At 68.8% G+C, this 14,357-nt stretch carries 13 protein-coding genes; 6 read left to right on the forward strand and 7 right to left on the reverse strand.

The window, feature by feature from the left end:
- Positions 1-29: 29 nt before the first annotated feature.
- Positions 30-1,067, reverse strand: coding sequence for a cell division protein ZapE (zapE, locus tag ACXPWS_RS19265; RefSeq protein WP_458708192.1), 1,038 nt, complete (start codon positions 1,065-1,067; stop codon positions 30-32).
- A 35-nt stretch (positions 1,068-1,102) separates the two neighbouring features.
- Between zapE and ACXPWS_RS19270 the strand changes: the two genes are divergently transcribed.
- Genes ACXPWS_RS19270 through msrB form a run of 4 tightly spaced genes read left to right on the forward strand, consistent with a single transcriptional unit; the run spans position 1,103 to position 5,189 of the window.
- The gene (locus ACXPWS_RS19270) at positions 1,103-1,891 is read left to right on the forward strand and encodes a pyrimidine reductase family protein (RefSeq protein ID WP_458708193.1); all 789 of its coding nucleotides are present in this window, start codon (positions 1,103-1,105) and stop codon (positions 1,889-1,891) included.
- A gap of 20 nt (positions 1,892-1,911) precedes the next feature.
- Positions 1,912-3,468 carry an alpha/beta hydrolase gene (locus tag ACXPWS_RS19275; protein ID WP_458708194.1) on the forward strand — a complete coding sequence of 519 codons (1,557 nt, stop codon included), beginning with the start codon at positions 1,912-1,914 and terminating at the stop codon, positions 3,466-3,468.
- 35 nt (positions 3,469-3,503) lie between these two features.
- Entirely contained in the window at positions 3,504-4,763 is a 1,260-nt protein-coding gene (gene aftC / locus ACXPWS_RS19280) for an arabinofuranan 3-O-arabinosyltransferase (RefSeq protein ID WP_458708195.1), read from the forward strand.
- A 9-nt stretch (positions 4,764-4,772) separates the two neighbouring features.
- Positions 4,773-5,189 (forward strand): peptide-methionine (R)-S-oxide reductase MsrB, encoded by a 417-nt coding sequence (gene msrB, locus ACXPWS_RS19285; protein ID WP_458708196.1) that lies wholly within the window; start codon positions 4,773-4,775, stop codon positions 5,187-5,189.
- A gap of 12 nt (positions 5,190-5,201) precedes the next feature.
- Here msrB and hemQ read toward each other — a convergent pair whose 3' ends face one another.
- Genes hemQ through hemE form a run of 3 tightly spaced genes read right to left on the reverse strand, consistent with a single transcriptional unit; the run spans position 5,202 to position 8,301 of the window.
- Complete coding sequence (hemQ, locus tag ACXPWS_RS19290; RefSeq protein WP_458708197.1) at positions 5,202-5,894, reverse strand: hydrogen peroxide-dependent heme synthase; 693 nt, start codon at positions 5,892-5,894, stop codon at positions 5,202-5,204.
- Between the two features lie 5 nt (positions 5,895-5,899).
- Complete coding sequence (locus ACXPWS_RS19295) at positions 5,900-7,255, reverse strand: protoporphyrinogen oxidase (protein WP_458708198.1); 1,356 nt, start codon at positions 7,253-7,255, stop codon at positions 5,900-5,902.
- Positions 7,252-8,301: a uroporphyrinogen decarboxylase gene (gene hemE / locus ACXPWS_RS19300; RefSeq protein ID WP_458708199.1), complete on the reverse strand. Its 1,050-nt coding sequence runs from the start codon at positions 8,299-8,301 to the stop codon at positions 7,252-7,254. The genes ACXPWS_RS19295 and hemE overlap by 4 nt, the downstream gene beginning before the upstream one ends.
- A 124-nt stretch (positions 8,302-8,425) precedes the next feature.
- Here hemE and ACXPWS_RS19305 point away from each other — a divergent pair, with 124 nt between their 5' ends.
- On the forward strand, positions 8,426-8,962 hold the full coding sequence (locus tag ACXPWS_RS19305; RefSeq protein ID WP_458713602.1) for a DUF3000 domain-containing protein: 537 nt from the start codon (positions 8,426-8,428) through the stop codon (positions 8,960-8,962).
- The gene (locus ACXPWS_RS19310; protein WP_458708200.1) at positions 8,962-10,209 is read left to right on the forward strand and encodes an HRDC domain-containing protein; all 1,248 of its coding nucleotides are present in this window, start codon (positions 8,962-8,964) and stop codon (positions 10,207-10,209) included. Before ACXPWS_RS19305 ends, ACXPWS_RS19310 begins: the two co-directional genes overlap by 1 nt.
- Here ACXPWS_RS19310 and ACXPWS_RS19315 read toward each other — a convergent pair.
- From ACXPWS_RS19315 to nhaA, 3 genes are read right to left on the reverse strand one after another with little or no spacing between them, the layout of a single operon-like run.
- Complete coding sequence (locus tag ACXPWS_RS19315) at positions 10,189-11,079, reverse strand: alpha/beta fold hydrolase (protein ID WP_458708201.1); 891 nt, start codon at positions 11,077-11,079, stop codon at positions 10,189-10,191. The genes ACXPWS_RS19310 and ACXPWS_RS19315 overlap by 21 nt on opposite strands.
- A gap of 15 nt (positions 11,080-11,094) precedes the next feature.
- A complete protein-coding gene (gene dxs / locus ACXPWS_RS19320) occupies positions 11,095-13,005 on the reverse strand; it encodes a 1-deoxy-D-xylulose-5-phosphate synthase (protein WP_458708202.1) in 1,911 nt (636 codons plus the stop codon).
- Between the two features lie 27 nt (positions 13,006-13,032).
- Entirely contained in the window at positions 13,033-14,301 is a 1,269-nt protein-coding gene (gene nhaA, locus ACXPWS_RS19325) for a Na+/H+ antiporter NhaA (protein WP_458708203.1), read from the reverse strand.
- Positions 14,302-14,357: the final 56 nt, after the last annotated feature.

Consider the following 14,357-nt stretch of genomic DNA (forward strand, 5'->3'; position numbering starts at 1 on the left):
TTCCCGGGTCGCTGCGCTCCTGCCCTCCGCTACGCAGACTGCGCGGCAGCGGTCAGGGCCAGCAGGCGCGAGGTGGCGCGCAGGTACTTCTTGCGGAACCCGCCGGCCAGCATCTCCTCACTGAAGATGGTGTCCAGCTTGGTGCCCGACGCCAGGATCGGCACGCCCGCGTCGTAGAGCCGGTCGGTCAGCGCCACCAGACGCAGGGCCACGCTCTGGTCGTCGATCGGGTGCACCCCGGTCACGAACACCTCGCGGACCCCGTCGATCAGCGCGTGATAGCGCGACGGGTGCATGGTGGCCAGATGTGCGCACAGCGCATCGAAATCGTCGAGTGTCGCCCCCGAAACTCCGACCGCCCGGGCCCGCACCTCATCGTCGGACAGCGGCTCCGGCGCGGGCGGCAGGCCACGATGACGGTAATCCGGGCCCTCGACCCGGACCGTGCTGAAAATGGAAGCCAGCGTATTGATTTCGCGCAGGAAGTCCTGTGCGGCGAACCGGCCCTCACCCAGCTGCTCGGGCAGCGTGTTCGAGGTGGCCGCGATGGACACCCCGCGCTCCACCAGCGCCGACAGCAACCGGGAGATCAAGGTGGTGTTGCCCGGATCGTCGAGCTCGAATTCGTCGATGCACACCACCACGTACCCGGCCAGCAGGTCAATGCACTCGGTGAACCCGAACACCCCGGCCAGCTGGGTCAGCTCGCCGAAGGTCGCGAATGCGGTGGGCGCCACCTGCGCCCCGGACAGCGTGTAATACGTCGACGCCAGCAGGTGGGTCTTGCCGACACCGAACCCGCCGTCGAGGTAGACCCCGACACCCGGCAGCGCCTCACGCTTGCCGAAGAGCTTCTTCTTGCCCGCGCGCCGCACCAGCGCCTGCTCACAGAACGAACGGCATTTGACCACGGCCTCGGACTGGGACGGTTCGGCCGGATCGGGTCGGTAGGTGTCGAAGCTGACATCGGCGAAGGTGGGCGGCGGGACCAGCCGCGCCACCAGCTGTTCCGGCGTCACCTTGGGATGTCGATCAACCAGAGCTTCGACACCTGTGCCGCTTTGCATGTCGTGCACCCTATCGACGTGCTGCAATGATCCCCATGCCGGATGCCACCGCTGGGACGGAACTCACAACACTGCAACCCCGCGATAGCGCCACCGACGGCCAACTCGCCGAGCAGTACGCCTATCCGACGGACCTCACCGCCTGCTGGGTGCGGGCCAATTTCGTCACCAGCCTGGACGGCGCGGCCACCGCCGGCGGACGGTCCGGCGGGCTGGGCGGCACCGGCGACCGGGCGCTGTTCGGACTGATGCGCGAACTCGCCGACGTCATCGTGGTCGGCGCGGGCACCGTCCGCACCGAGAACTATTCGGGCGCACACCTGGGCGCCGGCGAACGCGCCCGGCGCCAGGGTCGCGGACAAGCCGAGCTTCCGCCCATCGCGATGGTCACCAGGTCTGGCCACCTGGACCGCGATCTGCTGGTGTTCACCCACACCGAGGTGCCCCCGCTGGTGCTCACCTCCCACAACGCGGCCGTCGGTGCACGCACCCGGCTGGCCGGCCTGGCCGCGGTGCACGACTGCTCGGCCGACAACCCCGACGAGGTGGACCCGCAGGCCATGCTGACCACGCTCGCCGGCCTCGGGCTGACCCGGGTGCTCACCGAGGGCGGCCCCAGCCTGCTCGGCACGTTCATCGGCGCCGACCTGCTCGACGAGCTGTGCCTCACCATCGCGCCATTCGTGGTCGGCGGCGCCGCCAAACGAGTCACCGACAGCCCCGTCGAAGCGCTGCACCGGCTGCAGCGCCAACATGTGCTCACCGATTCGGAGGGCTATCTGTACACGCGCTACACCCGAGCGGTGCACGAGCACCCGCAGTGACCATCGCTACTGTGGTCGGCATGCGTCGTCTGGTTCCGGCCTTGAGTTTGTCGGCCGCAGTGTTGCTGCTGACGTCGTGTGCTCCGTTGCTGGCCGCAAACCCGCGCTATGCCACCGACTCCGGTGCCGGCCCGCAGGGCGCGCCGGCCTCCACCAGCGCGGTCGCCGGGCCGCCGCCGATCGATGCACCCAAAAGCCCACTGCCATGGCGGGACTGCACGGCGCAGACGTTCAGCACCGCCTCGGTGGCCCCGCTGCCCGGCGTCAAACTGGACTGCGCCACCTTCGACGCCGATCTGGACCCGATCAACGGCGCCAGCGGCAGCATCCCCATCGGCGTGGTGCGGGCCACCGCGACCGGCACCCCCGCCGACGCCGGCCCCCTGGTCATGACCACCGGCACCGACCTACCGTCGTCGGTCCAGCTGCCGGTGTGGCTGACCCGTAACGGCACCGACGTGCTCAAAGCCCGCCCGATCGTGGCCGTCGACCGCCGCGGCATCGGTGCCTCGTCGGCCATCAACTGCCGCGACGCCTACGACCGCCAGGAGATGATCGACCAGGCCCAGTTCGAATCCGGCGACGACCCGGTGGCCAACCTGAGCGCGATCGCCCAGACCGCCACCACCAGCTGCACCGACACCATCGCCCCGGGCGATTCGGCTTACGACAACGCCCACGCCGCCGAGGACATCGAGCGGTTGCGCAGCACCTGGGACGTCAACACCATCGCCCTGCTCGGAATCGGCAATGGGGCGCAGGTGGCACTCGCCTACGCCGGCTCGCATCCGAACAAGGTCTCGCGCCTGGTCCTCGATTCGCCGCTGCCGCTGGCCATCAACGCCGAGGCCACCGCCGAGCAGAAGGTGAAGGGCCAGCAGGCCGCCCTGGACGCCTTCGCCGCGCAGTGCGCCGCGGTCAACTGCCCGCTGGGTCCCGACCCCAAGGGCGCCATCGACGCGATCCTGAACTCGGCCCGCGACGGCAACGGTCCCGGCGGTGTCTCGGTGGCCGCGATCGCCGACGCCATCAGCACGGCGCTGGCCTTTCCCCGCGGCGACCGGGTGGCGGCCACCAACGCGCTGGCCGGCGCGCTCGCCTCGGCCCGCGGCGGTGACGCAGCCGGCCTCAACAGCCTGATCACCCAGGCCGACACGATGCGCCAGACCGACGGCCAGTTCGTCAACGGCTGCAGTGACGCGCTCAACCGTCCCACCCCGGACCGGGTCCGCGAGCTCGTCGTCGCCTGGCCCAAGCTCTATCCGCAGTTCGGCTCGGTCGGTGCGCTGCGCATGGTGAACTGCCTGAGCTGGCCCAGCGGCAACGCGCCGAAAGACCCCAAGGACCTCAAGATCCCGGTCCTGCTGCTCGGCGTGCAGAACGACCCGATCATCGGCAACGAGGGCGTCGCCGCGGTGGCCGCCACGATCATCAACGCCGGCGCCAACAGCAAGCGGGTGATCTGGCAGGGCATCGGCCATGGCGCGACCATCTACTCGCCGTGCGCGCTGCCCCCGGTGCTCGGCTACCTCGACAGCGGCAAGCTGCCTGACACCGACACGTTCTGCCCCGCCTGAACGGACCCCGGCGCGCGCCGTTATAGGGTGCGCAGGTGGCGCCAACCGATACCATCCTGAGCGTCTTTCGGCCTCGCAGGTCCGCCCCCACCACCGCCGATGTGGTTCGGGCGGCGTTGTGGCCGATCGCCATCATGTCGATCATCCATCGCAGCTATGTGCTCAGCACCAATGGCTACATCACCGACGATTTCGGTCCGGTGTATCGGGCGGTATCGAACTTCCGGCGGCACTGGGACATCTACAACGAGCACTTCAACTACGTCGACCCGCATTACCTGTACCCGCCTGGCGGCACCCTGCTGCTGGCCCCGTTCGGGTTCCTGCCGGAGTTCGCGTCACGCTTCTGGTTCGTCGCATTCAACTCGGTGGCGGTCATCGTCGCCGCCTGCATTCTGGTACGGCTGTTCAAGTTCTCGCTGACCTCGGTGGCGCTGCCGGCGCTGCTGCTGGCCATGTACTGCACCGAATCGGTGACCAATACGTTGGTGTTCACCAACATCAACGGCTGCCTGCTGCTGGCCGAGGTGCTGTTCTTCCACTGGCTGCTGTCGGGCAAGGTGAGCGATCAGTGGTGGGCCGGCGCGGCGATCGGCCTGACGCTGGTGGTGAAACCGCTGCTGGGCGTGCTGCTGTTGCTGCCGCTGCTGAACCGGCAGTGGCGGGCCCTGGTGACGGCGGCCGCGGTCCCGATCGTGTTCAACGCGGTCGCCTGGCCGCTGTCGGCGGACCCGATGGGTTTCATCCGCAACACCGTGCCCTACATCTTCGAGACCCGCGACTACTTCAACTCCTCGATCCTGGGCAACGGCATCTACTACGGCCTGCCGATGTGGCTGATCCTGCTGCTGCGGGTGGCCGCGGTGGTACTCGCCGCGGCCAGCCTGTGGCTGCTGTACCGCTACTACCGGGTGCGCGATCCCCTGTTCTGGATGCTGACGTCCTCGGGCGTCCTGCTGATCACGTCGTGGCTGGTGCTCTCGCTGGCACAGGGTTACTACTCGATGATGCTGTTCCCGTTCCTGATGACGGTCGTGCTGCCGAATTCAGTGGTGCGCAACTGGCCGGCCTGGCTGGGCGTCTACGGGTTCCTGACCATGGACCGCTGGCTGTTGTGGCGCTGGCCGACCACCGGCCGGTTCCTGGAATACATGAAGATCACCTACGGCTGGTCACTGCTGCTGGTGGTGGTGTTCTGCGTGCTGTACTACCGCTACCTGGACGCCAAGGCCGACGACCGGCTCGATTCCGGCATCGATCCGCCGTGGATGACGCCGGCGCCGATCACGCGCTAGCGTGGCGTCATGAGCGACTCTCCTGCGATTCAGCTGACCGACGACGAGTGGCGCGAGAAGCTCACCGCCGCCGAATTTGCGGTGTTGCGTCGCGCGGGCACCGAGCGACCGTTCAGCGGTGAGTACACCGACACCAAGACCCCCGGGGTGTATGAATGCCGGGCCTGCGGGGCCGAACTGTTCCGCAGCACCGAGAAGTTCGAATCCCATTGCGGCTGGCCGTCTTTCTTCGACCCGAAGGACTCCGACGCGGTCATCCTGCGCCGGGACGACACGTTGGGGATGACGCGGGTCGAGGTGCTGTGCGCCAACTGCCACAGCCACCTTGGTCACGTCTTCGAGGGCGAGGGCTATCCCACACCGACCGATCAGCGCTACTGCATCAACTCGATCTCGCTGCGCCTGGTGCCCACCGCCGCGCAGTGAGCACTGCCGGCGTCAGGGCAGCCGGGGCAGCAGTTCTTCGACCGCGACGCGGGGACCGGTGAAGAACGGGGTCTCCTCGCGGACATGCTTGCGGGCGTCGGTGTATCGCAGCTTCCACATCAGCTCGACGATGCGCGCCAGGTCCGGCCCCTCGAACGCCAGGATCCATTCGTAGTCACCCAGCGCGAAGGCCGGCACCGTGTTGGCCCGCACGTCCGGGTACTCGCGGCCCGCCATGCCGTGCTCGACGAGCATCTTGCGGCGCTCGTCGTCGGGCAGCAGGTACCAGTCCAGCGACCGCACGAACGGGTAGACGCAGATGTAGTCGCCCGGGTCCTCACCGGCGATGAACGCCGGTACATGGCTCTTGTTGAACTCGGCGGGGCGGTGCAGCGCGACCACGCTCCACACCGGGTCGCTGGCCTTGCCCAGCGTGGTGCGCCGGAAGGCGGTGTAGGTGGCCTGCAGATCCTCCACCCGCTCGGCGTGGGTCCAGATCATGAAGTCGGCATCGGCCCGGAAACCCGCGACATCGTAGAGCCCGCGCACCACGACTCCGCGCTCTTCCTGCTGTTTGAGGAAGGTGGCCGTCTCGTCGATCACCGCGGATCGGTCCTGGTCCAGCGCATCGGGCTGCACGGCGAAGACCGAGATCATCATGTAGCGGGTCATGGAGTTGAGCGAGTCGTAATCGAGCTTGGCCATGGCTCCTATCGTGCCACGCCGGAACTCACCAGTTGCCCGGCCGCCCGGGTCGCGGCCGCCACGCACGCCGGCACTCCGATCCCGTCCAGGTAGGCGCCCGCCACGGCCAGCGTCGGCGGGAGCCCGGCCCGGATCTCGGCGACCAGTTCGCCGTGTCCCGGCCCGTACTGCGGCATCGCGTCGATCCAGCGCTGCACCCGGCAGTCCACCGGTTCGGCAGCGATGGAGAACAGGTTCTGCAGGTCCTCCAGCGACCAGCTCAGCAGATCCTCATCGCCGACGCTGCGGGCTAGCTGATCGCCGTACCGGCCAAAGGACAGCCGCACCAGTTCGACGTTGCCGCGCCGTCCCCATTTCTGCGAGGTCAGGGTGATTGCCTTGCTGCGCAACGGTTCTCCGGCCGCGATGAGCACGCCGGACTGATTGGGCAGTGGCGTTCCGCCGGGTAGGGCAAGGGCCACCAGCGCGGTCGAGGCGACCGCGACCCGCCGCGCCGCCGCCGCGCTGCGCGGCGCGACATGGTCGATCAGCCGACTCAGCCGCGGTGCCGGGACCGCCAGCACCACCGCATCGGCGCCCCAGTGCCAGCCGTCGTCGTCGGCCAGGTCCCAGCCGCGGGCCGACCGCTTCACCTCGCCGATGCCGACCTGCACCCACCGCACGCCGGCCCGCCGGGCCAGCTCGTCGATCAGCACGCCGTAACCGCCGGCGACAGCGCCGAACAAGGCGCCATCGCGCGGCGGCGGCAATGCGTCGCGCACCGCATCGGTGAGACTGCGGGCACCGCGATCCAGCGCGGCGGCCAGCGGCGGCAGCGCCGAACGCACGCCAATGGTCGCCGCCGAGCCGGCGTAGACGCCGGCGAGCAGCGGTTCCACCGAACGGGTCACCACCTGCTCGCCGAACCGGTCCCCGACCAGCTCGGCGACCGACGGGTCGGCTCCTGCACGCCAACTGATCGGACGCGCCGGTTCGGCGGAGATCCGGGCCAGCGTCGCGTCGTCCACCAGGCCGGCCAGCGAGGAGGCCTGCGCCGGGACGCCTTGCAGCGTGCCCGTGGGCACCGGATGCAGCCGGCCCTGGCTGTAGAGCAGGGGTCGCGCCCCGGTGCTGGCGACCTGCCGGTTGGCCAGGCCGAGCTCGGCCAGCAACGCGGGCACCTCGGGCCTGCGTGTGATGAACGCCTCGGCGCCCAGATCCACCGGCACGCCGCCGACCTGTTCGGTACGCAAGACCCCGCCGAGCCGGTCGGCCGGGTCGAACAGCGTGATCGACGCGTCCGGGCCGGCCGCCATGCGCAGCCGGTACGCGGCGGTCAAACCCGAAATACCGCCACCGACAACGCAATACGCCGAGCTCACAATGAATGCACCAGCTCCACCAGGTCGGTGACCACGCCGGGGTCGGTGGCGGGCAGCACTCCGTGGCCCAGATTGAAGATGTGCCCGCCCGCACCGGCGGCCTGGGCCCGGCGTCCGTCCTCGACCACGGCGCGGGCCGCGCGATCGACCACCGGCCAGCCTGCCAGCAGCACCACGGGATCCAGGTTGCCCTGCAAGACGGTGCCCGGCCGTACCCGGGTGGCGGCGTCGGCCAGCGAGGTGCGCCAGTCCACACCGACCACACCGGCGCCGGCCTCACCCATCGCGCCGAGCAATTCGGCGGTACCCACCCCGAAGTGCGTCATCGGCACGCCCTCGCCCTTGAGCGCGTCGAACACCCGCGAGCTGTGCGGCAGCACGGAAGCCCGGTAGTCGGCCAGCGACAGCGTCCCGGCCCACGAGTCGAACACCTGGATCGCGTCCACGCCCGCGGCGAGCTGCTCGCGCAGGAAGGCGATGGTCAGGTCGGTGAGCGCGGTCATCAGCGCGTGCCAGGTGTCCGGGTCGCCCAGCATCATGGCCTTGGTCTTCTCGTGGTTGCGGCTCGGCCCGCCCTCCACGAGGTAGGACGCCAGCGTGAACGGCGCACCGGCGAACCCGATCAGCGGCACCTCCCCCAGCGCGGCCACCAACAGCGACACCGCTTCTGCGACGGGTGCGACCTGTTGGGGCTCAAGGGGTTTGAGGGCGTCGACGTCGGCGCGGGTGCGGATGGGGTGGTCGATGACGGGCCCGACGTCGGGCACGATGTCCAGTGCGACCCCGGCGGCGCGCAGCGGCACCACGATGTCGGAGAACAGGATGGCGGCGTCGACACCATGGCGGCGCACCGGCTGCAAGGTGATCTCGCAGACCAGATCCGGGTCGAAGCAGGCGTCCAGCATCTTGTGGTTGGCGCGCAGTTCCCGGTACTCGGGCAGCGAACGACCGGCCTGGCGCATGAACCACACGGGTATACGCGCGGGCGGGCGGCCTTCGGCGGCGGCGAGAAAGGGCGACTCGGGCAGGTCACGGCGGGTATTCATCGGCATCCATCGTGCCATGCGCGACGAATCCGGCGCGCCTGCGCTCCCGCCGGGCCGGTTGGGTCTAGCGTCTTTCGGTGTGACGTCCGCCGAACCGGCTCAGTTCCGCACCGCGGTCGCGGCGATGAATGCCGCGACGGTGCGGCCGGAGATCGAGCTGGGCCCGATCAGGCCGCCGCAGCGCCTTGCCCCGTTCAGCTACGCGCTGGGCGCCGAGGTGCGCCATCCCGACACCGCGATCGTCCCCGAACGTTCCGAAGGCGATGCGTTCGGCCGGCTGATCCTGCTGCACGATCCGGAGGGCGCCGAGGCCTGGGACGGCACCATGCGGCTGGTCGCCTACATCCAGGCCGACCTGGACTCCACCGAGGCCGTCGACCCGCTACTGCCCGAGGTGGCCTGGAGCTGGCTGGTGGATGCCCTGGAATCGCATGCCGAAGCCGTCACCGCCTTGGGTGGGACCGTCACCGCCACCACGTCGGTGCGCTACGGCGACATCTCCGGCCCGCCGCGGGCCCACCAGCTGGAACTGCGGGCGTCGTGGACCGCCACCAACCTCGAGCTCGGTCCCCACGTGCAGGCGTTCTGCGAGGTCCTCGAACATGCGGCCGGCCTACCGCCGGCTGGGGTCACCAGCCTGGGCTCCCGCACCCGCGCCTGATGACCGATTCTGCACCCGAGCCCGAGCCAGAACCCGAGGCGATACCCCTCCTGGCGCCCGCCGAGGGCGTACCACCGCTGTCGAGCTATCCCAGCGAGATCGCCAGGGCGGCCGAGCAGCTGGCCGGCGGCACCGGACCATTCGCCATCGACGCCGAGCGGGCGTCGGGCTTCCGCTATTCCAACCGGGCCTACCTGGTGCAGATCCGGCGCACCGGCGCGGGCACCGTATTGATCGACCCGGTCAACCACGGCGGCGATCCGCTGGCCGTGATGGCGCCGGTGGCCAAGGTGCTGGGCACCGACGAGTGGATTCTGCATGCCGCCGATCAGGACCTGCCGTGCCTGGCCGAGCTCGGCATGGCCCCACCGCGCCTGTACGACACCGAACTGGGCGGCCGGCTGGCCGGGTTCGAGCGGGTCAACCTCGCCGAGGAGGTGCGCCGGCTACTCGGGTTGGGTCTGGTCAAGGGGCACGGCGCGGCCGACTGGTCGAAACGGCCGCTGCCTCCAGAATGGCTGAACTACGCCGCCCTCGATGTCGAGGTGCTGGTCGAGCTGCGCGAAGCGGTTGCCGCTGTCCTCGAAGAACAAGGCAAGACGGAGTGGGCCGCACAGGAATTCGAGTACCTGCGCACGCTGGAGGCGACTCCCACCCGGCGCGACCGGTGGCGCCGCACCTCCGGTATTCACAAGGTGCGCAACCCGCGGGCGCTGGCCGCGGTGCGTGAGTTGTGGACCACCCGCGATGACATCGCCTCCCGCCGCGACATCGCGCCGGGGCGGATACTGCCCGACGCCGCGATCATCAGCGCCGCCACCGCCGATCCGGACACCATCGAAAAGCTCACCGCACTACCCGTTTTCGGTGGCAGCCGGCAGCGCCGTAGCGCGCAGGTGTGGCTCGACGCGCTGGCCCGGGCCCGCCAGGATCCCGATCCGCCGACGGGCACCGAACCGGTCAACGGTCCGCCGCCGACGTCGCGGTGGTCACGTCGCAAACCCGAGGCCGCCGAGCGGCTGGAGAAGGCGCGCGCCGGACTGGCCGAACTGTCCCAACGGGTGTCGGTGCCGGCGGAGAATCTGCTGACCCCAGATACGTTGCGCAGGCTGTGCTGGGACTGGCAACCGGTGCCCGATGTTGCCGCTGCCGTCGACGAGTTCCTGGCGCAGGCCGGGGCCCGGCCCTGGCAGCGCGAGTTGACCGGGCCGGTGCTGACGGCGGCGTTAACGCCCGACGTGGGCTAACAACGCCTCGAGCACCGCGTCGGGTGCCTCCAATTGCGGCCAATGCCCGATGGCATCGTCGAGCAATACCACATCGGGATTCGGGATGATATCCGAATACCGTTGCGCCATATGCCTTCCCGAGTTCGGGTCGGCCGGGCCGTCGATGAAACGCATGGGCACCGCGGTTTCGCGCATGGCCCGCACCCACCGGTTGCGGTACAGATAGCGGTCATTCACAAAGCGGCCCAACTTGTGCAGCACGCGTTTGCCGTCGTGATAATCCAGGATCTCGTGGAACTGATCCATCATGGCCCGGGTCGGTTTGGTGTGTTCGCCGAACATCTCGTTGATGGTCGGGTCCATCAGCCGGCGGGACAGCGGGCCACCCTGCAACGGACTGAGGATGTCGCCCAACGGCGTTCGGGACAGCAACTTCTGCAGCAGCCGGGGCTCATACGCTTCGACGAACAGCCCGCCGTTGAGCCAGGTGATCGAGTCGATGCGCAGCGAACCGTAGACCTGATCGCCCCGCTCGTGGCGGGCCAGCAACTCCTGCCCCACCGACACCCCGAGGTCATGGGCGACGATGTGCGCTGACTCGACACCGAGGTGCGCGAGCAGCGCCTCGTGCATGTCGGCGTGGTCGGGCACCGAGTACCCATAGGCCACCGGCTTGTCGGAAAAGCCCATCCCGATCATGTCCGGGGCGATCACCGTGAAACGGGCCGTCAACGCCGGCCAGATCAGTGTCCAGTCGAAGGAGTTGAACGGATACCCATGAATCAGAAGCAGATTGGGTCCGGAGCCCTCATGCCGATAGAAGATGTCGAAGCCCAGGTAGTCGAACGACTGCCCGGCGGCCTTCCATTGGGCAAGCTCGGCATCCATGACCCGACCCGTCTATCAGTCGACCTGTTCGCTGACGTGATCGCCTACCGGGCTGCCCAACGCAGCCACCCAGCCGGTGATCGCGCGGGCGATGTGCTGATCGGTGAGTCCGATCTCGGTGAGAATCTCTGACCGCGACGCATGATCGAGGAACCGCTGGGGCACCCCGACGTCGCGGCATGGCACGTCGATCTCGTTGCGGCGCAACGCGGCCGAAATCGAGGATCCGATCCCGCCGTTCACCCCGTTGTCCTCCAGGGTGACGACGAGCTTGTGCGCGGATGCCAGCGCGTGCAACGCACGGGGAACCGGAATCACCCAGCGCGGGTCGACGACAGTGACCCCGATGCCCTGCCCCTGCAGGCGCTGCGCGGTGGCCAATGCCATCGTGGCGAACGATCCGACCGCGACCAACAGCACGTCGGCCGACAGGCCGTCGGCCGGCAGCGCCAGCACGTCCACTCCGTCGCGCCGCTCCACCGCCGGAATATCCTCGCCGACTGCCCCTTTGGGGAACCGGATGGCGGTCGGGCCGTCCTTGACCTCGAGCGCCTCGCCGAGTTCCTCCCGCAGCCGAGCCGCGTCGCGGGGCGCGGCGACCCGGATGCCGGGCACGATGCCCAGCATCGACATGTCCCACATCCCGTTGTGACTGGCACCGTCGTTTCCGGTGACACCGGCGCGGTCCAGCACCATGGTGACGGGCAGCTTGTGCAGTGCGACGTCCATCATCAGCTGATCGAAGGCCCGGTTCAGGAACGTCGAGTAGATGGCCACCACCGGATGCATCCCGCCCATGGCGAGGCCGGCGGCCGAGGTCATCGCGTGCTGCTCGGCGATACCGACGTCGAAGAACCGGTCCGGGTAGTGCTGGCGGAAGGTACTCAGACCGGTCGGGCCGGGCATCGCCGCGGTGATCGCGACGATATCGCGGCGCCGCGCGGCTTTCTTGATCAGCTCATCGGAAAACACCGCGGTCCACCCCGGTGCGGATGCCGAGGTGGCCTGCCCGGTGTGCGGATCGATGATGCCGGTCGAGTGCATCTGCTCGGCTTCGTCGTTCTCGGCGAACGAGTATCCGTTGCCCTTGCGGGTGACGACGTGCACCACCACCGGGGCGTTGAAACCGCGGGCGTTGCGCAGCGCCGCCTCGACTGCATGCTCGTCGTGACCGTCGATGGGGCCGACGTACTTCAGCCCCAGATCGGTGAACATCACCTGTGGGGACAACGCGTCCTTGATGCCCGCCTTCACGCTGTGCATGCACTGGTAGCAGAGCTCACCGATCAGCGGCACCCCGCGGACGGCCTTCTTGCCCTCTTCCAGGAGCTTCTCGTAGCCCGGCTGCAGACGTAGGCCGGCCAGGTGATCGGCCAATCCGCCGATGGTGGGTGCGTAGCTGCGTCCGTTGTCGTTGACGACGATGACGATGGGCCGCTTGGCGGCGGCGATGTTGTTCAGCGCCTCCCAGCACATACCGCCGGTCAGCGCGCCGTCACCGACGACAGCCACGACATGACGGTTGCGGTGGCCGGACAGTTCGAAGGCCTTGGCCAGTCCGTCGGCGTAGGACAACGCGGTGCTGGCATGGCTGGACTCGACCCAGTCGTGCTCGCTCTCGGCGCGGGACGGGTAGCCCGACAGGCCGCCCTTCATCCGCAGGTTCGCGAAATCCGCGCACCGGCCGGTGAGCATCTTGTGCACGTACGCCTGATGGCCGGTGTCGAAGATGATCGGATCGTGCGGCGAGTCGAACACCCGGTGCAGCGCGAGGGTCAGTTCGACCACGCCCAGGTTCGGGCCGAGATGACCGCCGGTTGCAGCAACCTTGTGAATCAGGAATTCACGGATTTCACCGGCCAGATCGCTCAGCTGTGACTGGGAAAGGTGCTGCAGATCTGCGGGTCCGCGGATCTGTTCAAGCATCCCGTCAGTTTACGCACGCAACACGCGTCAGTCCCGTCGAGACTGATAGATGTCGGGCACACCGTCATGGTCGGCGTCGGCGGTCTCCAGCAGATGGATGCGCCGGTACGCGGCGTTGCGACTGACCAGGACGACCGCCGCCAGCGCTCCGGCCAGCACCGATCCGGACAGCACCGCGATCTTCACGTCGACATCGGCCGCGCTGCCGTCTTCGAAGGCCAACTCCCCGATCAAAAGGGACACGGTGAACCCGATACCGGCCAGCAATGCCACGCCGAGCACGTCGCGCCAGGCCAGCTCCTCGTCGAGGCTGGCCCCGGTGAACCGGGCCAGCAGCCATGTGGTGCAGAACACACCGATCGGCTTGCCCACCACCAGACCGGCGATGACGCCGATCGTCACCGGATGGGTCAGCGCGTCGGTGAAGCCGTGCAGGCCGCCCACCGTGACACCGGCGGCGAAGAAGGCGAACACCGGCACCGCCACCCCGGCCGACAGCGGTCGGATGGCGTGCTCGATGGATTCGGCGGCGGCGTGGCGCCCGAGCACCGGGATGGTGAACCCGAGCAGCACCCCGGCCACCGTGGCGTGCACCCCGCTGGCGTGCACCAACGCCCAGGCCGTCACCGCCAACGGCACCAGCAGCAGCGGGTTCCGGAGGCCTTTCTGTACTGCCAGCCCGAACAGCGCGATCGGAATCAGCGCGGCCAGCAGCGGCCCCGGCGCGAGGTGCTCGGTGTAAAAGGCGGCGATGACGGTGATCGCGAGCAGATCGTCGACCACCGCCAGGGTGAGCAGAAACGTGCGTAGCGCGGTCGGCAGATGTGTGGACAAAACGGCCAGCACCGCCAGCGCGAAGGCGATATCGGTCGCGATGGGCACCGCCCAGCCGCCGAGGTTCTCACGGTGACCGGCATTGATCGCCAGGAAGATGGCGGCCGGGACGATCATGCCGCCGACGGCCGCGGCGATGGGCAGGGCGGCGCGGGCCGGGTCCCTCAAGTCGCCGGCCACGAATTCGCGTTTGAGTTCGACGCCGACGACGAAGAAGAAGATCGCCAGCAGACCGTCGGCGGCCCAGGCACCGACGGACAGGTTCAGGTGCAGCTTTTCCAGGCCGAAGGCGAAGTTCGACAACTCTTGGTAGGTGTGCGCCCATGGCGAATTGGCCCAGATCAGCGCCGCGCCGGCCGCGATGAGCAGCAGCACCCCACCGACGGTCTCGCTGCGCAGGGTTTCGGTGAGGCGCTTGGCTTCCGGCCAGGAGCCTCGGGTGAGAAGTCGGCGTCTGATCATGAGGCATCAACGGTATCGCGGTGCGGGTCCCGCACGGAGTTGACCAGGGTGACTGG

It is taken from the genome of Mycobacterium sp. BMJ-28, assembly GCF_054404835.1.